General features: G+C 75.1%; 17 protein-coding genes. 10 read left to right on the top strand and 7 right to left on the bottom strand.

All coding sequences use genetic code 11. The features are described from left to right. Window positions 1–183 precede the first annotated feature (183 nt). A complete protein-coding gene (gene galT, locus ND486_RS17510) occupies window positions 184–1,263 on the bottom strand; it encodes a galactose-1-phosphate uridylyltransferase (protein WP_251785361.1) in 1,080 nt (359 codons plus the stop codon). Window positions 1,264–1,277: 14 nt separating this feature from the next. Continuing rightward, window positions 1,278–2,069, bottom strand: coding sequence for a DeoR/GlpR family DNA-binding transcription regulator (locus tag ND486_RS17515; protein WP_208822112.1), 792 nt, complete (start codon window positions 2,067–2,069; stop codon window positions 1,278–1,280). A 315-nt stretch (window positions 2,070–2,384) separates the two neighbouring features. Between ND486_RS17515 and ND486_RS17520 the strand changes: the two genes are divergently transcribed. The 5 genes from ND486_RS17520 (at window position 2,385) to ND486_RS17540 (ending at window position 7,172) form a co-directional block, all read left to right on the top strand. After that, the gene (locus tag ND486_RS17520; RefSeq protein ID WP_251785182.1) at window positions 2,385–4,070 is read left to right on the top strand and encodes a sodium:solute symporter family protein; all 1,686 of its coding nucleotides are present in this window, start codon (window positions 2,385–2,387) and stop codon (window positions 4,068–4,070) included. 13 nt (window positions 4,071–4,083) lie between these two features. After that, on the top strand, window positions 4,084–4,380 hold the full coding sequence (locus tag ND486_RS17525; RefSeq protein ID WP_251785183.1) for a hypothetical protein: 297 nt from the start codon (window positions 4,084–4,086) through the stop codon (window positions 4,378–4,380). 311 nt (window positions 4,381–4,691) lie between these two features. Further along, window positions 4,692–5,318: a YigZ family protein gene (locus tag ND486_RS17530; protein WP_251785184.1), complete on the top strand. Its 627-nt coding sequence runs from the start codon at window positions 4,692–4,694 to the stop codon at window positions 5,316–5,318. Window positions 5,319–5,322: 4 nt separating this feature from the next. Continuing rightward, window positions 5,323–5,808 (top strand): GNAT family N-acetyltransferase, encoded by a 486-nt coding sequence (locus tag ND486_RS17535; RefSeq protein ID WP_062396171.1) that lies wholly within the window; start codon window positions 5,323–5,325, stop codon window positions 5,806–5,808. 95 nt (window positions 5,809–5,903) lie between these two features. Further along, a complete protein-coding gene (locus ND486_RS17540) occupies window positions 5,904–7,172 on the top strand; it encodes an Nramp family divalent metal transporter (protein ID WP_251785185.1) in 1,269 nt (422 codons plus the stop codon). Window position 7,173: 1 nt separating this feature from the next. Here the strand turns inward: ND486_RS17540 and ND486_RS17545 are convergent, their stop codons facing one another. Further along, on the bottom strand, window positions 7,174–7,977 hold the full coding sequence (locus tag ND486_RS17545; protein ID WP_251785186.1) for a crotonase/enoyl-CoA hydratase family protein: 804 nt from the start codon (window positions 7,975–7,977) through the stop codon (window positions 7,174–7,176). A gap of 9 nt (window positions 7,978–7,986) precedes the next feature. Next, entirely contained in the window at window positions 7,987–8,877 is an 891-nt protein-coding gene (locus ND486_RS17550; protein WP_208822032.1) for an alpha/beta fold hydrolase, read from the bottom strand. A 130-nt stretch (window positions 8,878–9,007) separates the two neighbouring features. On the opposite strand from ND486_RS17550, the gene ND486_RS17555 reads away from it, so the two are divergent. From ND486_RS17555 to ND486_RS17575, 5 genes are all read left to right on the top strand, one after another. Further along, complete coding sequence (locus ND486_RS17555) at window positions 9,008–9,574, top strand: hypothetical protein (protein ID WP_208822029.1); 567 nt, start codon at window positions 9,008–9,010, stop codon at window positions 9,572–9,574. A gap of 102 nt (window positions 9,575–9,676) precedes the next feature. Then, a complete protein-coding gene (locus ND486_RS17560) occupies window positions 9,677–11,464 on the top strand; it encodes an SDR family oxidoreductase (RefSeq protein WP_251785187.1) in 1,788 nt (595 codons plus the stop codon). Window positions 11,465–11,489: 25 nt separating this feature from the next. Further along, window positions 11,490–12,416 (top strand): metal-dependent hydrolase, encoded by a 927-nt coding sequence (locus ND486_RS17565; protein WP_208822026.1) that lies wholly within the window; start codon window positions 11,490–11,492, stop codon window positions 12,414–12,416. Continuing rightward, window positions 12,413–13,462, top strand: coding sequence for a PDR/VanB family oxidoreductase (locus ND486_RS17570; RefSeq protein WP_251785188.1), 1,050 nt, complete (start codon window positions 12,413–12,415; stop codon window positions 13,460–13,462). The genes ND486_RS17565 and ND486_RS17570 overlap by 4 nt, the downstream gene beginning before the upstream one ends. Window positions 13,463–13,489: 27 nt before the next feature. Further along, on the top strand, window positions 13,490–14,140 hold the full coding sequence (locus tag ND486_RS17575; protein ID WP_251785189.1) for a TetR/AcrR family transcriptional regulator: 651 nt from the start codon (window positions 13,490–13,492) through the stop codon (window positions 14,138–14,140). Here the strand turns inward: ND486_RS17575 and ND486_RS17580 are convergent. The 3 genes from ND486_RS17580 to ND486_RS17590 all read right to left on the bottom strand — a co-directional run bounded on the left by ND486_RS17580 (window position 14,098) and on the right by ND486_RS17590 (window position 18,297). After that, a complete protein-coding gene (locus tag ND486_RS17580) occupies window positions 14,098–15,363 on the bottom strand; it encodes a phosphodiester glycosidase family protein (protein WP_251785190.1) in 1,266 nt (421 codons plus the stop codon). The genes ND486_RS17575 and ND486_RS17580 overlap by 43 nt on opposite strands. A 232-nt stretch (window positions 15,364–15,595) precedes the next feature. Continuing rightward, window positions 15,596–16,963: an LLM class flavin-dependent oxidoreductase gene (locus ND486_RS17585; protein ID WP_251785191.1), complete on the bottom strand. Its 1,368-nt coding sequence runs from the start codon at window positions 16,961–16,963 to the stop codon at window positions 15,596–15,598. After that, a complete protein-coding gene (locus ND486_RS17590) occupies window positions 16,960–18,297 on the bottom strand; it encodes an MFS transporter (RefSeq protein ID WP_251785192.1) in 1,338 nt (445 codons plus the stop codon). Before ND486_RS17590 ends, ND486_RS17585 begins: the two co-directional genes overlap by 4 nt. Window positions 18,298–18,301 lie beyond the last annotated feature (4 nt).

Consider the following 18,301-nt stretch of genomic DNA (forward strand, 5'->3'; position numbering starts at 1 on the left):
ACGTCCGAGGCCGGTGCCCCTGGGGAGGGGTACCGGCCTCGACGCACGTCGGGGCGGAGCACGTCCGCGGTCCACGTCCCGCTCGATGATCCGCGTTCCGCGCGCAGATCCGCCGGACGCGCGCTTCCGGACGCGCGCGGACGACGGATCACCGCGCGTTCCGCAGCCGCCGTCCGACCCCGGCTACAGCGAACGCAGCCGCTCCGCGACCGCCTCGGGCAGCACGTCGGAGATGAACGCGCCCGCGCCGGACTCCGACCCCGCCAGGTACTTGATCTTCCCGGGCGCCCGGCGGATCGAGTGCAGCCGCAGGTGCAGCCGGGCGTCGGAGCGACCGTCGGACTCCAGCACCGGGGCCTGGTTCCAGCCCGCGACGTAGGGCAGCTCGTCGTCGTAGAGGGCGTCGAGGCGGCGCAGTACGTCGAGGTAGAGGGTCGCGAACTCGGCGCGCTGGACCTCGTCGAGGGCGGGCAGGTCCGGGGTCGGACGGTGCGGGTACAGGTGCACCTCGACCGGCCAGCGCGCCGCCTGCGGCACGAACGCCGTCCAGTGCTCCCCCGCGACGACGACCCGCTCCCCCGCCCGCTCGGCGGCCAGCTGCGTGTCGAACAGGTTCTCGCCGGTCGCCTCCCGGTGCGCGGCGACGTGGGCGAGCATCCGCTGCGGGAACGGCGGGACGTAGGGGTAGGCGTAGATCTGGCCGTGCGGGTGGGACAGCGTCACGCCGATCTCGGCGCCCCGGTTCTCGAACGGGAAGACGTAGCGGACCCCCGGCCGGGCGCCCAGCTCGGCGGTCCGGTCGGCCCAGGCCTCCAGCACCAGGCGGGCGCGGTCGGGCGTCAGCCGGGAGAACGGGGTGTCGTGGTCGTCGGTGAAGCAGACGACCTCGCACCGGCCCGACGCCGCCTGCGGCACCGCGCCCGGCTCGGGAAGCGGGGCGCCGGGTGCCGACCCGAACGACGGGAACCGGTTCTCGAACGCGACGACGCCGTACTCCGGGCTCGGCACCTCGGTGTGGCGGCCGTCGCGGCTGGGGCACAGCGGGCACTGGTCGGCCGGCGGCTTGTAGGTCCGGTCCTGGCGGTGCGCGGCGATCGTCACCCACTCCCCGGCCAGCGCGTCGTAGCGCAGCTGGGAGGCGGGCACGACCCGCGGGAGGTCGCGGGCGTCGACGAGATCGGCCGGGTCGCGGGGGGCGTGGTCGGGGCCGTCGAACCAGATGACCTCCCGGCCGTCGGCCATCCGGGTGGTCAGCTTCTGCACCTTCTGCACGGACGTCACCTTCCGGGGCGGGCAATGATCACGTGGTCGACCTCGCCCTCGAGGACCGCACGGTCGGCGTCGGCCAGACCGGAGTCGGTCACGAGGACGTCGGCCTCGGACAGCTCGGCGATCGTCGAGATCCCGACGGTGCCCCACTTGGTGTGGTCGGCGACGACCACGAGCCTGCTGCCGGACTCGATGAGGGCGCGGTTGGTGTCGCGCTCGGTGAGGTTCGGGGTGGAGAAGCCCGCCGCGGCGCTCATGCCGTGCACCCCGAGGAACACCGTCTCCAGGTTCAGCGAGCGCAGCGCGGTGATCGCGACCGGGCCGACCAGTGCCTCCGAGGGCGTCCGCACGCCCCCGGTGAGGATCACCGTGGTCCCGCGGGCGTCGGCGCCACCGGTGTGGAACGCGTCGGCGACGGCGACGGAGTTGGTCACCACGGTCAGCCGCGGCACGGCGGCGAGCAGCTGGGCGAGCCGCCAGGTCGTCGTGCCCGCGGACAGGCCGATCGCGGCGCCGGGGGTCACCAGCTCGGCGGCCGCGGCGGCGATGGCGTCCTTCTCCTCCAGCTCGCACACCGACTTCGCGGCGAACCCGGGCTCGGAGGTGGTGTGCTCGCCGACGGCCGTCGCGCCGCCGTGCACCTTGTCCACCAGGCGTCGCCGGGCCAGCACGTCGAGGTCGCGGCGCACGGTCATCTCGGACACGCCGAGGTGGTCGGCGAGCTCGGACACCCGCACCGCGCCGCGGGTGCGGACCTGCTCCACGATCACCTCGCGCCGCTGCTCGGCGAGCAGGCTCATCGCGTCCGGGCCGGACACCGTCGGGACTTCACCCGCACAGAATGCAACACAACCGAACGTGCGGCAAGGGTCGACCCTGCGTGTCGAGACCCGGTCGAACCGTGCGCGGAGGTCACCGAGCGGTCTCGAATTCGAGCGAAAGTGTTCACTTCTGATCGAGTGCGGTCTAGCTTGTGCGTTGGTCCGCGCAACGTGCCGTCGTGCACCACCGGCCGGCGGACCGGCAGCACACGCACTCGACGGCGAGGAGCTACCCGAGATGGATCATCACGAGACGGCCCGGCGGGCCCCGGGGACGTCCCGGGAGGACGCGGCATGACCGCCCAGGAGGTCCTGCGCCTCAACCCGAACCTGGTCGACTACCTGCTGGTCGCGTTCTACTTCGTACTGGTGCTCGGCATCGGCTTCGCGGCGCGGCGCTCGGTGTCCTCCAGCCTCGACTTCCTGCTGTCCGGCCGGTCGATGCCGGCCTGGATCACCGGCCTGGCGTTCATCTCGGCCAACCTGGGTGCGATCGAGCTGATCGGCATGGTGGCCAACGGGGCCCAGTTCGGCATCCCGACGGTGCACTACTACTGGCTGGGCGCGATCCCGGCGATGGTGTTCCTCGGCATCGTGATGATGCCGTTCTACTACGGCTCCAAGGCCCGCAGCGTCCCGGAGTTCCTGCTCAAGCGGTTCAACAAGACCACCCAGCGGGTGCAGGCGGTGATCTTCGCGGTCGCCTCGATCCTGATCGCCGGGGTCAACCTGTTCTCCCTGGGCCTGGTCCTGGAGGCGCTGCTCGGCTGGTCGCTGTACCTGGCGATCCCGGTCGCGGCCGTCGTCGTCCTGGGCTACATCTCCCTCGGCGGGCTGTCGGCCGCGATCTACACCGAGGTCCTGCAGTTCTTCGTGATCCTCGCGCTGCTGATCCCGCTGACCGTCGCCGGGCTCAACCGGGTCGGCGGCTGGGACGGCCTGACCCGTGCGGTCACCGAGGGTCCCAGCGCCGGTGCCGACCTGAACGCCTGGCCCGGCACCCCGCTCACCGAGATCGCGAACCCGTTCCTGTCGGTGCTGGGCATCGTGTTCGGTCTCGGGTTCGTGCTGTCCTTCGGCTACTGGACGACGAACTTCGCCGAGGTCCAGCGCGCCCTGTCGGCCAAGTCGATGTCCGCCGCGCGGCGCACCCCGATCATCGGCGCGTTCCCGAAGGCGCTGGTCGTGCTGGTCATCGTGACCCCGGGCATGATCGCCGGGATCCTGGTCCCGCAGATCGCCGCGGTGAAGTCCGGCGGCGGCGACGCCGTCGAGGGCATCACCTACAACAACGCGCTGTCGCTGCTGATGAAGGAGGTCCTGCCCAACGGGATCCTCGGCGTCGCGATCGCGGGTCTGCTGGCCGCGTTCATGGCCGGCATGGCGGCGAACATCAGCTCGTTCAACACGGTGTTCACCTACGACATCTGGCAGGACTGGGTGCGCCCGGGCCGCGCCGACCGCTACTACCTCGGCGTCGGCCGGCTGGTCACGATCATCGGCTGTGTGCTCGCGATCGGCACCGCGTTCATCGCGTCCGGGTCGGCGAACCTGATGGACTACATCCAGTCGCTGTTCAGCTTCTTCAACGCGCCGCTGTTCGCGATCTTCATCCTCGGCCTGTTCTGGAAGCGGATGACCGGGCCGTCGGCCTGGATCGGCCTGCTCTCCGGCACCACCGCGGCGGTGCTGGTCGACATCCTGGTCCGCACCGAGGTCTGGACGATGTCCAGCCAGGCGGGCAGCTTCGTCGGCGCCATCGCGGCGTTCGTCGTCGGTGTCGGGGTGTCCGCGGGGGTCTCGATGGTGACCACCCCGAAGCCGGACGCCGAGCTGGTCGGCCTGACCTGGAGCCTGACCCCGAAGGAGGCGCGCACCCACTCCACCGACGGTGACGACGCGGGCTGGTACCGCAGTCCGAACGTCCTCGGCGCGCTGGTGCTGGCCCTGACCGTCGTCCTCTACGTCGTGTTCGGCTGAGCGGAGACCTGCGATGAGCTCGAAGAGTGAGAACCACCCCGACCACCACGGGACCGAGGCCCCGGTCTCCTCGACCGCGGCGAACCTGTTCGACCTGCGCTCGGTGATCGCCCTGCTGTTCGGGGTCTACGGCATCGTCCTGCTGGTCATGGGGATCGTGTCGGGCGACGACCCGGAGAACCTCGCCAAGACCGGCGGGACGAACCTCAACCTCGACACCGGCATCGGCATGCTGGTCATCGGGGCGTTGTTCGTGCTGTGGGTGTACCTGCGACCGCTGAAGCTGGCCGCACCGGAGCAGCAGGACTGACCGCACTCCCCCGGCCGGGGGCGCCCTCAGCGCTCCCGGTCGGCGGGGGTCGGGTAGACCGGGTTGAACGCCGCGAGGGTGTAGTCGTCGATCCGGCGCGCCACGCGGGCCAGACCGGAACGCAGGACGCGGAGGGTGTCGCTCATGGGTGGGGGTCCCTTCGATGTCGGCGGTGGAACCGCCTGGTGTGGACGAGGGAGCCCGCCGGGTGAGGCGGGCGGCCTCGTCACCGGACACGCCCAGGATGCACTGAATCGATCCCGACGCGCCGCCGATCGCGAGCGCGGTCACGGTGTGAGGCCGGTCGCGGCGTGCGGGTGATCGCCCGCGACGGGAGCGCGGAGACCGAGATCGCCCGGTCGCGCTTCCGCTGCACCGTCGCCCGGGTCGCCGACGTCGGGGCCGCCCAGGGCGTGATCGACCGCGTCCGCCGGGCCGGGCCGGACGCCACCCACCACTGCACCGCACTGCGCATCGGTGACCCCGGCACCGGGGACCTCACCGCCCGCAGCAGCGACGACGGCGAGCCCTCGGGCACCGCCGGCGTCCCGATGCTGGAGGTGCTCACCCGGCGCGGGCTGACCGACGTCGTCGCCGTCGTCTCGCGCTGGTTCGGCGGGACGAAGCTCGGCGCGGGCGGGCTGGTCCGCGCGTACTCCGGCGCCCTGACCGCGGCCCTGGACGCGGTCGGCGAGCTGCGCCGGGTCCGGCACCGGGAGCTGCTGCTCGCCGTCGGCCACGACCGCGCCGGCCGCCTGGAGCACGACCTGCGCCACTCCCCGTACCGGCTGTGCGACGTCACGCACGGCACGGACGTCACGCTGACCGTGGCCGTCGCCGAGCCGGAGACCGGCGCCTTCGCCGACTGGCTCGCCGAGCACACCGGCGGCGACGTCGAGGCGCTCGACACCGGCCCGCGCGACCTCTACCTACCCTGAGCGCATGCACATCCGCGCCGCCACCGACGACGACCTCCCCGCCGTCCTCGCCGTGCTCCGCCCGATCTTCGCCGAGGGCCGCACCTACACCGTCCCGCCCGACGCCGACGACGCCTGGGTCACCCGCATGTGGATGCTCCCGCCGCCGGCGCGGGTCGTCGTGGCGGTGCGGGACGGCCGGGTCGTCGGCACCGCGAAGACCGGGCCCAACCAGGCCGGGCCGGGCTCGCACGTCGCGACCGCGAGCTTCGCGGTCGACGCGGGCGAGGCCGGGCGCGGCACCGGACGCGCGCTCGGCGAGCACGTGCTGGCCCTCGCCCGCGCGGACGGCTACTCCGCGATGCAGTTCAACGCCGTCGTGGCGACCAACACCCGCGCGGTCGCGCTGTGGCACTCGCTGGGCTTCGCCACGGTCGGCACGGTGCCCGACGCCTTCACCCTGCCCGACGGCACGACCACCGGCCTGCACGTGATGCACCGCTACCTGTGAGCCGCACGGCCTGCACCGTCACAGGTCTGTACCAGCGGAGTTAGTCGTGCCTACACTGCGTCTTCGCCGGACCTCATCACCTCGCGGGGGCGCACATGACGAGCACGGACACGGCCGCAGCGGCGGCACCGGTCAGCGTGGAACAGCTGCGCCGGCGCGGCTGGCGCGGCAGGCTCGCCGTCCTCGGGCCCGCGTTCGTCGCCGCCGTCGCCTACGTCGACCCGGGCAACTTCGCGACCAACTTCTCCGCCGGCGCCGGCTACGGCTACCTGCTGGTGTGGGTGATCGTCGTCGCCAACCTGATGGCGATGCTCATCCAGTCGCTCTCGGCCAAGCTCGGGCTCGCGACCGGGAAGAACCTGCCCGAGCTGTGCCGCGAGCACCTCACCCCGTGGCGGAACCGGTTCATGTGGGCCCAGGCCGAGCTCGTCGCGATCGCGACCGACCTGGCCGAGGTGATCGGCGGCGCGGTCGCCCTGCACCTGCTGTTCGGGATCCCGCTGTTCACCGGCGGGGTGATCACCGGCGTGATCGCCTTCGTGCTGCTGGGCCTGCAGTCGCGCGGGCACCGGCCGTTCGAGCGGGCGATCGTGTTCCTGCTCGCGATCATCATGGTCGGGCTGGTGTCCACCGTGGTGCGCACCGACGTCGACGGTCCCGCGCTGGCCGCGGGCCTGGTCCCCGGCTTCGACGGCGTCGGCTCGCTGGTGCTCGCCACCGGCATCCTCGGCGCCACCGTGATGCCGCACGTGATCTATCTGCACTCCGCGCTGACGCAGGGCCGTCTGGTCGCCCGCGGGCCCGAGGACACCCGGTTCCTGCTGCGGGTCGGGCGTACCGACATCGCGCTCGGGATGGGCGTAGCCGGGCTGGTCAACCTGTCGATGCTGGTCGTGGCGGCCGCCCTGTTCGCCGGGACCGACGTCCCCGGCACCGACACCCTGGAGGGGATCTTCGCCGGGCTGGGCACCGAGCTCGACGCCGTCGCCGCGTACGGGTTCGCGATCGCACTGCTCGCCTCGGGGTTCGCGTCCTCGGGCGTGGGGACCTACGCCGGGCAGGTCATCATGGCCGGGTTCCTGCGCCGCCGGATCCCGCTGCTGCTGCGCAGGCTGCTGACCCTCGCGCCCGCCCTGCTCGTGCTGGGCATGGGGATCGACCCGACGCAGGCGCTGGTGCTCTCCCAGGTCGTGCTGTCGTTCGGCATCCCGTTCGCGCTGGTCCCGCTGGTGTGGCTGACCGCCCGCCGCGAGGTGATGGGCGACCTGGTCAACCACCGCGTCACCACGACCGCGGCGGTCGTCGTCGCCGCGGTCGTGGTCGGGTTGAACGCGTTCCTGATCTGGGAGGCGTTCGTCGCCTGAGTCAGCGGCCGCGCCAGACCGGGTCGCGCTTCTCGGCGAACGCGGTCGCGCCCTCCCGGGCGTCCTCGGAGGTCAGCACCGGGCCGACGACCGCGTCGTGGCGCTCCCAGCGGTCGGCGCCCCAGTCCGGGCTCTCGCGCACGATCCGCTTCGACGCGGCCAGCCCGAGCGGGCCGTTCACGGCGATCCGCCCGGCCAGCTCCAGCGCCGTGTCCAGCGCGCCGCCGTCGTCGACGACCCGGTTGACCAGCCCGGCGGCCTCGGCGCGCGTCGCGTCGATCGGGTCGCCGGTCAGCAGCATCTCCAGGGCCAGCGCCCGGGGGACCCGGTTCGCCAGCTCCAGCGCGCCGCCCGCGGCGGCGACCAGGGACCGCTTCACCTCCGGCACCCCGAACCGGGCGCCGCGCCCGGCGACGACGAGGTCGCAGGCCAGCATGATCTCGAACCCGCCGGCCAGCGCCCAGCCCTCCACCGCGGCGATCATCGGGGTGACCGGCGGACGCTGGGTGATCCCGCACAGCCCACGCCCGGGCAGCGACGGGCGCTCACCGCGCAGGAACGCCTTCAGGTCCATCCCGGCGGAGAACACCCCGCCCGCCCCGGTGAGCACGCCGACGCGCAGGTCCGGGTCGGCGTCGAGCTCGTCGACGGCCGCGGCGACGGCGTGCGCCACCTTCTCGTCGATGGCGTTCTTCGCACGGGGCCGGTTGATCGTGATCAGCAGGACGCCGTCCCGCCGCTCGACGAGCACTTCCTCCTCGGAAGCGGCCGGTCCGGAAGGAGTCAGCTCTGACTGCTCTGTCATGGGGCCACCCTAGATCGCGGGGGCCACCACCGGAACCGAGTGCTCCCAGTCCGCGAGCAGCGTCCGCAGCGCGGTCACCAGGGCCAGCGGCTGGTCGATCATCACGTGGTGCCCGGCCCCGGGGATCTCGACGACCGGCGCCGCCCGGCCCATCCGGTCGACGACCATCTCCCCCATGTCCGCCGGGACCAGGCCGTGCTCGGCCCGGAACAGGGCGATCCGGCAACCGGGCCGCCCGAGGTCGCCGGGGGTCAGCGAGATGCCGGCGAAGATGGCCGGGTCGAACTTCCAGCTCCAGCCGCCGTCGACCGCGCGGATGCTGTGCTCGGCGATGTGGCGGTGCACGTAGGGCAGGTCGCCGGGCTGCTCGGGGATGGTGCGGAACCGGGCGATCAGCGCGTCGCGGTCGGGGTGCACCTTCGCCGGGCCGAACGCCCGCTGCTCGCGGGCGGCGCGCTCCTCCGGCGACCGGTCCCGGACCGGGGAGTCGACGGCGACGGCGCCGGCCAGCGCGTCGCCGTAGCGCAGCGCCGCGGTGAGCGTCACGAACCCGCCCATGCTGTGCCCGATGACCGTCGGCCGGGGGCCGAGACCCGACGCGTCGATCACCGCGCGCAGCTCGACGGCCCAGCGGTCCAGGTCGTAGGACGGTGCCCGCCCGGAGTCGCCGTGCCCGGACAGGTCGACCGCCACGACCCGGCGCGTCCCCTCGGCCAGCAGCGGGGCGATGTGGTCCCACCAGTGCAGGTGCGCCGCGCCGCCGTGCACCAGCAGCACGCCGGGCCCGCCCGGGGTGCCCCAGCTGCGGAAGCGGATCTCGACGCCGTCGCTCTCGGTGCGACCGGGCTCCCCCGGCTCGGCGAGTGCGTCGGTGAACCAGGTGGGCGGAGCGGTGGACACGCGGGGACCTCTGTTCGTGGGACGGGGACGACCGCTCGAACCTACGCCCCTCGTCAGTTCTGACCACGCCGGGTAACGGGGCGCGGGGGCCGGGCGACCTGCGTCACCGAGGGGCCGACGAGGAGGCGCGATGACCGGTGCGGCGACGGGGACGGTGGTGCGGGCCGTGCCACGCGACCCCGGGGCGTGGGACCGCACCGACCGGCGCCTGGGGTGCGCGCTGGTGTCGCTCGCGCGCGACGCGGACGCCCCGGCGGGGACCGCGGACGCGCTGCGCGGCTGGCGCCGGATGGCCGGGCCGCTGCGCGCCGCCCAGCACCGCCCCGGGTACGGCCCCGGGCCGTGCCCGGACCTGTGCCTGGTCCCGGTCGGACCGGCCGACGTCGCGGCGCTCGGCCTGCTCGCCGCCGCCCTCGGTGCCCGGACGCTGCCCGGCGCCGACGAGGGGCCGCTGCGCCGGGCGGCCGCCGCGGCCGGCACCACGGCCCCGGCGCTGGTGCTGGAGCTCGCCCGGGTGCACGGCGTCCTGGACCTCGACCTGGGCGCCGACGGCGAGCTGCTCTACGCGCTGGCCGGGGTCCGAACCACGGGGACCGCGGCCGCGGCGGCGCACGACGCGGTGGCCGCCCGGGTCGGGACGATGTGGGCGGCCGGACGGGCGCCGCACCCCACCCGTACCGCCGACGACCGGGGCTGACCCGGCGGCGCAGCCGTCGCCGGCGCGGTGCACCGCCCGGCCACCGGGACGGATGACGGGCCGGGGGTGGCGTCTTGTTGACACGTTTTCTACGATGACGGTGTGTCTCACAACGAGGTGGAGTCCGCGAGCCGCACCCGGACGGTGACCACGCAGGACGGCCTGGAGCTGGTCGTGGAGGAACGGGGCGACCCGTCGCACCCGACGGTCGTCGCGGTGCACGGCTACCCCGACGACCGGCACGTGTGGGACCGCGTCGCCGCGGACCTCGCCGCCGACCACCACGTCGTCACCTACGACGTGCGCGGCCACGGGGGCTCGGCCGCCCCCGGCGCCCCGGCCGGCTACGACCTGGAGCTCCTCGCCGCCGACCTGCGCACGGTGACCGACGCCGTCTCCCCCGACGCCCCGGTGCACCTGCTCGCCCACGACTGGGGCTCGATCCAGACCTGGCACGCCGTCACGCGCGAGGACGGCACCCCCTCGGCGATGGACGGCCGGGTCGCGTCGTTCACCTCGATCTCCGGCCCGTGCCTGGACCACGTGGCGCTGTTCCTGCGCCGCCGCGGGCTCCGCGACCTGCGGCCGGTGCTCACCCAGGCGCTGCACTCCTGGTACACCCTGGCGTTCCGGGTGCCGGTGCTGCCCGAGCTGATGATCCGCAGCGGGCTGCTCGGCGCGCTGGTGGCGCGGACCGAGCGGATCCCGCGCCCCTCGGTGCGCGACGCGGTCAACGGCCTGGAGCTCTACCGGCGGAACCTGCCGCGGCGGCTCGGCCGCCCGCAGCCGCGCCGCACCGACGTCCCGGTGCAGGTCCTGGCTCCGCTCGGCGACGCCTACGTCACCCCCGCGATGGCGACGAGCGCCGCCGGGTACGCCCCCGACCTGCGGGTCCGCTACCTGCCCGGCGGGCACTGGATCGTCCGCAAGCGCGCGGGCGTGATCGCCCGGTGTGTCCGCGAGCTCGTCGCCGAGCGGAGCGGCGGGACCGCCGCGCCCGCGCTGGCCCGGGCGGGGGCCCGGGGCGCCGCCCTGGTCCGCACCGGGGGACGGCCGGGCCGGGCGTCGCGCTGGGAGGGCGGGCTCGCCGTCGTCACCGGGGCGGGCAGCGGGATCGGCCGCGAGATCGCCCGCCAGGTCGCCGATCTGGGGGGACGGGTCGTCGTCGCCGACGTCTCCGAGGCCGGTGCCGCGGAGACCGTCGACCTGGTGACCCGGCGGCACGGGCCCGGGCGCGCGGTGGCCGCGGTCGTCGACGTCGCCGACGAGGCCGCCGTCGCCGCCCTCGCCGAGCGGGTCGCGGCCGAGCACGGGGTGCCCGACCTCGTCGTCAACAACGCCGGGATCGCCGTCGCCGGGTCGTTCGCCGACACCACGGCGCAGGAGTGGCAGCGGATCGTCGACGTGAACCTGTGGGGCGTCGTGCACGGCTGCCGGCACTTCGGCGCGCTGCTCGCCGCGCACGGCGAGGGCGGCACGATCGTCAACACCGCCTCGGCGGCGGCGTACCTCCCGTCGCGCTCGCTGCCGGCCTACGCCACGACCAAGGCGGCGGTGCTGATGCTGTCGCAGTGCCTGCGCGCCGAGCTGGCGGGCGCCGGGGTGGGGGTCACCGCGCTGTGCCCCGGGTTCGTCGACACCCCGATCACCGGGGCGACCCGCTTCGCCGGCACCGACCACGCCACCCAGGCCGTCCGCCGCCGCGACGCCGCGGCCGCCTACTCCCGGCGCGGGTACACCCCGCAGCGCGTCGCCGCCCGCCTGGTCCGCGCCGTCGAGCGGGACCTGCCGATCGCCCCGGTCACCGCCGAGGCGCACGTCGGGCTGCTCGCGTCCCGGCTGTCCCCCGGCCTCGTCCGCGCGCTCGCCCGCGTCGACGGCACCCGCTGAGAACCCGTCCGAGAGGAGAACCGCCGTGAACCGCCCCGCCGCCGGTGACCCGGCCGCCGACCGCATCGCCCTGCAGGCCCGCGACGTCCGCTTCGACTTCGCCGAGCTGCGGACCGACTGGATCCCCGGCGAGCCGTTCGCCTCGCACCTGATCGACGTGCTGCACCTGCTGCTGCCCGAGGGCGAGCGCTGGTTCGTGGAGGTCTTCTCCCGCGCGCTGCCGATGGTCCGCGACGAGGCGCTGGCCGAGGACGTGCGCGGGTTCATCGGCCAGGAGGCCGTGCACGCGACCTCCCACCAGGGGGCGCTGGACCACCTCGTCGAGGCGGGCGTCGACGTGACCCGCTTCGTCGAGCAGGTCGAGTGGATCTTCAAGGAGCTGCTCGGCGACCGCGGCCTGACCGGCGACGCGGCCCGGGAGTGGCTGGTGGAGCGGGTCGGGCTGATCGCGGCCATCGAGCACTTCACCGCCGTCCTCGGCTCCTGGATCCTCGACTCCGCCGCGCTGGACGCGGCCGGGGCCGACCCGCACATGCTGGACATGCTGCGCTGGCACGGCGCCGAGGAGGTCGAGCACCGCAACGTCGCGCACGACCTCTACACCCACCTCGACGGCCGCTGGCTGCGCCGGATCCGGGCGATGGCGGTGGCCGGCCCGGCGCTGGCGAAGCTGTGGGTCGACGGCACCCGGCACCTGTGCGCCCGCGACCCGCACCTGCGCGGGACACCGCAGCGCCGGGCCCGGCTGCGCGACTACCTGCGGGACTCCCGGCGCGGGCTGGTGCCCGGACCGTGGCTGTTCACCCGCGCCGTCCTGACCTACCTCAGCCCGCGGTTCCACCCGGCCGCGCACGGCGACACCGACGCCGCGGTGGCCTACCTCGCGGTCTCCCCCGCCGCCCGCGCCGCCGAGGCGGGCCACGCCGGCCCGGCCGAGGGGTCCGCGGCATGAGTCCCGCGCTGCTGCCCGGCACGGGCTCGACCGCGCCGCCGCCGCACCCGAACCGCGGGGCCACCGCGCTGTCGGTGCTCACCGCGGTGACCCAGACCCTCGCGACGGCCGGTGCCCGGCGCCGCCGCCCGGTCACCCCGGTGGACCGCACCCTGCTCGTCGAGGTGCACGCCGTGCGCCGTCCCTGCCCCGACGTCGCCGAGCTCGACCTCGTCCCGGCGGGCACCGAGCCGCTTCCGGGCTGGCGGCCCGGCGCGCACGTCGACGTCGAGCTGCCCTCGGGGGTCATGCGCCAGTACTCGCTGTGCGGCGACCCGGACGACCGGTCGGTGTACCGGATCGCGGTACGGAGGGTGCCCGGGGGCACCGGCTCGCACGAGATGCACGCCCTGCGCCCGGGGGTGCGGCTGCGGCTGCACGGCCCGCGCAACGCCTTCCCGCTGGCCACGGCGCCGTCGTACCTGTTCGTCGCCGGCGGCATCGGGATCACCCCGATCGCGCCGATGGTCCGGGCCGCGCACGCCGCCGGGGTGCCGTGGCGGCTGGTGCACACCGGCCGGGACCGGGCGTCGATGCCGCTGTCGGACGCACTCGCCGCGCTGGCCCCGGACCGGGTCCTGCGCCGCCCCGACGACGTCGCGGGTGTCCCGTCGGCGGCCGAGCTGCTGTCCGGGACCGACGCCGACGCCGCCGTCTACTGCTGCGGCCCGCCGCCGATGATCGAGTCGCTGCGCCGGGCGCTCCCCGCCGGGCAGCGGTTCCACTCCGAGCGGTTCTCCCCGCCCCCAATCCGCGACGGCCGCCCGTTCACCGTCCGGATCGCCGGTGGCCCGGACGTCGCGGTCCCCGCCGACCGCACCGCGCTGGACGCGGTCCGCGCGCTGCGCCCGGACGTGCCGTACTCGTGCCGGCAGGGGTTCTGCGGGACCTGCCACGTCCGGCTCGTGGAGGGCACCACCGTCGGCGACCCGGCCGGGCCGGGCCTGACCGCGCTGTGTGTCGGGCGGGCCACGGACGGGACGATCGTCGTCGATCTCGGGCGCTGAGGCGTGGGATCCGTACCCTCGTCGGTGATGACCTCACCCGCACGTCCACCCCGGCGCATGACGCCCGAGGCCCGCCGCGCACAGCTCGTGTCCGCCGCGCTCGACCTCTACGGCGCCCGCTCGCCGGAGGAGGTGGCCGTCGAGGACGTCACCCGGGCCGCGGACGTGTCCCGGGCGCTGTTCTACCGGTACTTCTCCGGGATGGAGGAGCTGCACGTGGCAGCGCTGGGCAGCGTCGCCGAGGAGCTCATCGACCGGGTCGCGCTGCCCACCGACGGTCCGCTGGACGGGCAGCTCGCCGACGCGCTGGACGTGTTCCTCGACGTCGTCGGCCGGCACTCGCGGGCCTACGTCGCGCTGCTGCGCAGCGGCTCGGTCGTCTCCACCGGGGAGACCGACGCCATGGTCGACGGCGTGCGCGACCACATCGTGGACCTGCTGTGCGTGCGCGGCGGCGTCCCCGACCCGACCCCGCTGCAGCTGATGACCCTGCGCGGCTGGGTCGCGCTGGTCGAGGGCTCGGTGCTGGTGTGGCTGGAGGCGGGCCGGGTGCCCGCCCACGCCGAGCTGCGGGACTGGCTGGTGGAGCAGCTGTTCGCGATGCTCGGGGTCACCGTGGCCCGCGACCCGGACGCTCAGTTCTCCACGACGCCGAGCGCGTTGGGCACCAGCCGGTAGGCGTCCTCGGACGGGCTGTTCACGACCTGGTCGCGGAACACCATCGTCGAGGAGCCGCCGCCGTCGAGGTTGACGCCGTCGACGGCGCCCGCCCGGCGCAGCTGCTCGGCGGTCTCGGCCAGGGTGATCCCGACCGAGGTCGACTCGCGGCCGTCGGCGGTGAGCAGGATCAGCCGTCCCTGCGCGGTGAGGCCCGCGGCGCTGCGCGGGTCGCGCGAGCGGGCGTCCAGCCCGGCGACGGGTGTGCCGTCGCGCAGGATCGGTGACGCCCCGACCGCGGTCCGCGGCACGGTCCCCGACGCGGCGGTGAGCGCCTGCCGCACGGTGACCCGGTCGCCGACGGCGAGCCCGCGCAGCGCGGCGGCGCCCTGGTCGCGGCCGGCGAGGACCTGTTCCCCGGCCGGGACCGCTCCCCCGCCGGGCGGGCCGACGGCGGTGACCGCGCCGTCGCGGACCACGACCTCGAACCGGTCCGGTGCGCACGGCGCGTCCCGGTCGGTGTCGCTGCCGCACAGCGTGGCGGCCCGGTCGCCCGCCCAGTCGGAGGTGAACAGCCCGATCCCGCCGACGGGCACGGCGTAGGCGTTGAGGGTGTCGATGCGCAGGCGGCCCTTCGGCCCGGTCGCGGACGCGTCGAGGGTGAGCCGGTCCAGGCGGGGGGTGCCGTCGTCGTCGATGGCGAGGACGTCGCCCTGCCGGGCGCCGGGGACGCCCGGGGCGAGCCGCCGCCCGGGCGGCACGGCGGAGGTGAGTGCCCGGCCGTCGCGGACCGAGGGGCCGGCCGGGGCGTTGCTGCGGGCCAGGTCGAAGAAGTCGCCGTTGATCGCGGCGACGGCACCGCCGCGCCGGGCGTGCGCGGGCACCGACGACCGCTCCCCGACCGTTGCGCCGGTGAGCAGGGTGGCGCGCAGCTCGGACCGGTTCAGGTCGGCGACGACGATGTCGACGGTCACCGGCCCGGCCGGGGTGTCGACCCGCTCCTCGCGGTGGGTGATCGCGGGGGCCTGCGGGGCCGGCGCGACGGGCGCCGCGGCCGGGCCCGGGGCGGCCCCGGGTGCGGCGGGCCCGGCCCCTGCCGCGGGCGATGCCGCGGGCGCGGTGGCCGCGACGGGGTGCGCCTCCGGGGCGGGGGCCGCGGACGCCTGCTGGGTGGCCGGCACCAGTACCCCGATCACGACCGCCGCCGCCACCGCCGCGCCCCGGCTGCCCGTCCACCCCACCATGCCCGCACTCCCCCGATCGCCACCCCGGCCGGGACCGAGGTGAACACGGCGGTACGGCGACGGCGCGGGGCGTCACGCGTCGGTGGTGCAGTGCCACCTGGTCGGGGGGCGCGACGTCCCCTGCGGAGTGACCCTGCGGCGCGGAACGCGACCGTCGGCACCATGACCACCGGGGGTGGAGCGGCCGGGTGAGGGAGCTGCTCCCCGCGCTCCGCTCCCGGTGATCACGGCGTCAGAGCGTACGGTGCGCCGACCCGGGGTGGTCCTTCGCGAGCCGGGCGCCGTCGCCGGTGCCGTAGCGCTCGCGCAGGGTGGGGCCGCCCGCGTCGGCGGCGGCGGGCATCCGGCCGCGGCGGCGCAGCTCGGGCACGACGTGGGTGACGACGTCGGCCATCGTCCCCGGGGTGACGGCGTAGGCCAGGTTGAAGCCGTCGAGGTCCGCCTCGTCGGCCCAGCGCTCCAGCTCGTCGGCGACGCCCGCCCCCGACCCGACGACGAGCGGCCCGCGCCCGCCGACGGTGATGAACTCCGCGAGCTCCCCCACCGTCCAGTCGCGGTCCGGCCCGGTGAACGACGCCAGCGCCGAGCGGGTCGCGTCGGTCTGCACGTACTCGAGCTTCTGCTCCGGCGAGGCCCCGGCCAGGTCGACGCCGGACCAGCCGCCGAACAGCGCCAGCGCCGCGGACGGGTCGGTCAGCTCCAGGTACTCGGCCAGCGTCGCGCGGGCGGCCTCGTCGGTCTCCCCGGCGATCGCGGTGAGCATGGCGAAGACCTTCACCGAGCGCGGGTCCCGCCCGGCGCGGGCGGCCTCGCCGCGCACCGCGTCGACCGAGCGGCGGACCACCGCGGGCGACGGACCGGACACGAACACGGCCTCGGCGTGGGTGCCGGCGAACCGGGCACCGCGCGGCGACGCGCCCGCCTGGAAGATCACCGGGGTGCGCTGCGGGGACGGCTCGGACAGGAACGGGCCGGGCACGTCGAACCAGCGGCCGTGGTGGGCGATGTCGTGCACCCGGTCCGGCTCGGTGAACACGCCGCGGGCGCGGTCGCGGACCACGGCGTCGTCGTCCCAGGAGCCCTCCCACAGCTTGTAGCAGACCTCCAGGAACTCCTCGGCGAGCTCGTAGCGCTCGTCGTGCGGGATCTGCCCGGACCGGCCGAGGTTGCGCGCCGCGGAGTCCAGGTAGGACGTGACGACGTTCCACGCGACCCGGCCTCGGGTGAGGTGGTCGAGGGTGGTGAGCCGCCGCGCCAGCGCGTAGGGGTGCTCGTAGGCGACCGAGACGGTCACCCCGAACCCGAGCCGCGAGGTGACCCCCGCCATCGCGGGGACGAGCAGCAGCGGGTCGGCGAGCGGGACCTGCGCGGCGGCGCGGACGGCGGCGTCACGGGAGCCGCCGTAGACGTCGTAGACGCCGAGGACGTCGGCGAGGAACAGCGCGTCGAAGCCGCCGTCCTCCAGCATCCGGGCCAGCGAGGTCCAGTGGCCGAGGTCGGTGTAGCGGTGCCCCTCGTCGGACGGGTGGCGCCACAGCCCGGCGGACTGGTGGCCCACGCAGGCCATGTCGAAGGCGTTGAGCAGGATGCGGCCGGTCATGCCGACACCTTCTCCCGGGCGGTGCGCAGCCCGCCGCGGTGGGTCTCGGGGAGCAGGACGGTCGAGACGACGCAGATCGCGAACAGCACCCCGAAGTACCCCCAGATCAGCCACGGGGTCCCGCCGCCCGCGTAGAGCAGCGCGGTGGCGACCAGCGGCGTCGTGCCGCCGACGACCGACCCGATCTGGTAGCCCAGCGACGCCCCGCTGTAGCGCAGCCGGGTGTCGAACAGCTCGCCGTACCAGGCCGCCTGCGGGCCGTACATCGCGTCGTGGAAGAGGTTGACCAGCACCACCATGCCCACCACGACCAGCACGGTGGACCCGGTGTCGAGCAGCAGGAAGAAGGCCCCGAGGAACAGCGGCGCCCCGATCGCGCCGGCCAGGTAGACCGGCTTGCGGCCGACCCGGTCGGACAGGACCGCCCACAGCGGCGTCGAGAACAGCCCGATCGCCGACGCGATGATCACCGCGGTCAGCCCGGCGCCCTCGGCGGCCCCGGAGTCGCCCCGGGCCAGGTAGGTCAGCGCGAACGTCGTCGCCAGGATGTAGACGGAGTTCTGGGCGATCCGGCTGCCGACGGTCAGCAGCACGGTGCGCCAGTCGGTGCGCAGCACCTCCAGCACCGGGCGGCGGGACAGCGTCCCGGCGTCGCGGGCGGCGGTGAACACCGCGGGGTCGGCCAGGGTGAGCCGGATGGCCAGCCCCACCACCACGAGCACGGCGCTGAGCAGGAACGGGATCCGCCAGGCCCCGGCGAGGAACGCCTCCTTGCCCGCGATCGCGAGCACCGCGGTGTAGACGCCCGACGCGAGCAGCATCCCCGCCGAGGAGCCGATCTGCGGGAAGCTGCCGAACAGGCCGCGCCGGCGCTCGGTCTCGGCGTGCTCGACGGCCATGAGCACCGCACCGGCCCACTCCGCGCCCACGGCGAGCCCCTGGGCCAGCCGCAGCACCACGAGCAGCACCGGGGCCAGCAGCCCGACGGTCGGGTAGGTCGGCAGCAGCCCGATGAGCGTCGTCGCGACGCCCATCAGCACCAGCGACCCGACCAGGACGGCGCGGCGGCCGATCCGGTCGCCCAGGTGCCCGGCGACGACGGCGCCGATCGGCCGCGCCCCGAACCCGGCGGCGTAGGTCGCGAACGAGGCGAGCACACCGGTCGCCGGATCGGCGTCGGTGAAGAACAGCGGGGCGAACACCAACGCCGCGGCGGTGGCGTAGAGGTAGAAGTCGTACCACTCGATGGTGGTGCCGACGAGGCTCGCGACGGCGGCGCGGCGCGGTGTGGCACCGGACGTCGGGGCGGGATCGGACACGGCGGAGCTGGACACGGGA

This window comes from Pseudonocardia sp. DR1-2 (assembly GCF_023717215.1).
Lineage (GTDB): Bacteria > Actinomycetota > Actinomycetes > Mycobacteriales > Pseudonocardiaceae > Pseudonocardia > Pseudonocardia alni.

Coding starts and splice junctions, on each gene's coding strand:
- ND486_RS17515 (WP_208822112.1), bottom strand. CDS start 2,069: ATGAGCCTGCTCGCCGAGCAGCGGCGCGAGGTGATCGTGGAGCAGGTC.
- ND486_RS17520 (WP_251785182.1), top strand. CDS start 2,385: ATGACCGCCCAGGAGGTCCTGCGCCTCAACCCGAACCTGGTCGACTAC.
- ND486_RS17525 (WP_251785183.1), top strand. CDS start 4,084: ATGAGCTCGAAGAGTGAGAACCACCCCGACCACCACGGGACCGAGGCC.
- ND486_RS17535 (WP_062396171.1), top strand. CDS start 5,323: ATGCACATCCGCGCCGCCACCGACGACGACCTCCCCGCCGTCCTCGCC.
- ND486_RS17540 (WP_251785185.1), top strand. CDS start 5,904: ATGACGAGCACGGACACGGCCGCAGCGGCGGCACCGGTCAGCGTGGAA.
- ND486_RS17545 (WP_251785186.1), bottom strand. CDS start 7,977: ATGACAGAGCAGTCAGAGCTGACTCCTTCCGGACCGGCCGCTTCCGAG.
- ND486_RS17555 (WP_208822029.1), top strand. CDS start 9,008: ATGACCGGTGCGGCGACGGGGACGGTGGTGCGGGCCGTGCCACGCGAC.
- ND486_RS17570 (WP_251785188.1), top strand. CDS start 12,413: ATGAGTCCCGCGCTGCTGCCCGGCACGGGCTCGACCGCGCCGCCGCCG.
- ND486_RS17575 (WP_251785189.1), top strand. CDS start 13,490: ATGACCTCACCCGCACGTCCACCCCGGCGCATGACGCCCGAGGCCCGC.
- ND486_RS17580 (WP_251785190.1), bottom strand. CDS start 15,363: ATGGTGGGGTGGACGGGCAGCCGGGGCGCGGCGGTGGCGGCGGCGGTC.
- ND486_RS17585 (WP_251785191.1), bottom strand. CDS start 16,963: ATGACCGGCCGCATCCTGCTCAACGCCTTCGACATGGCCTGCGTGGGC.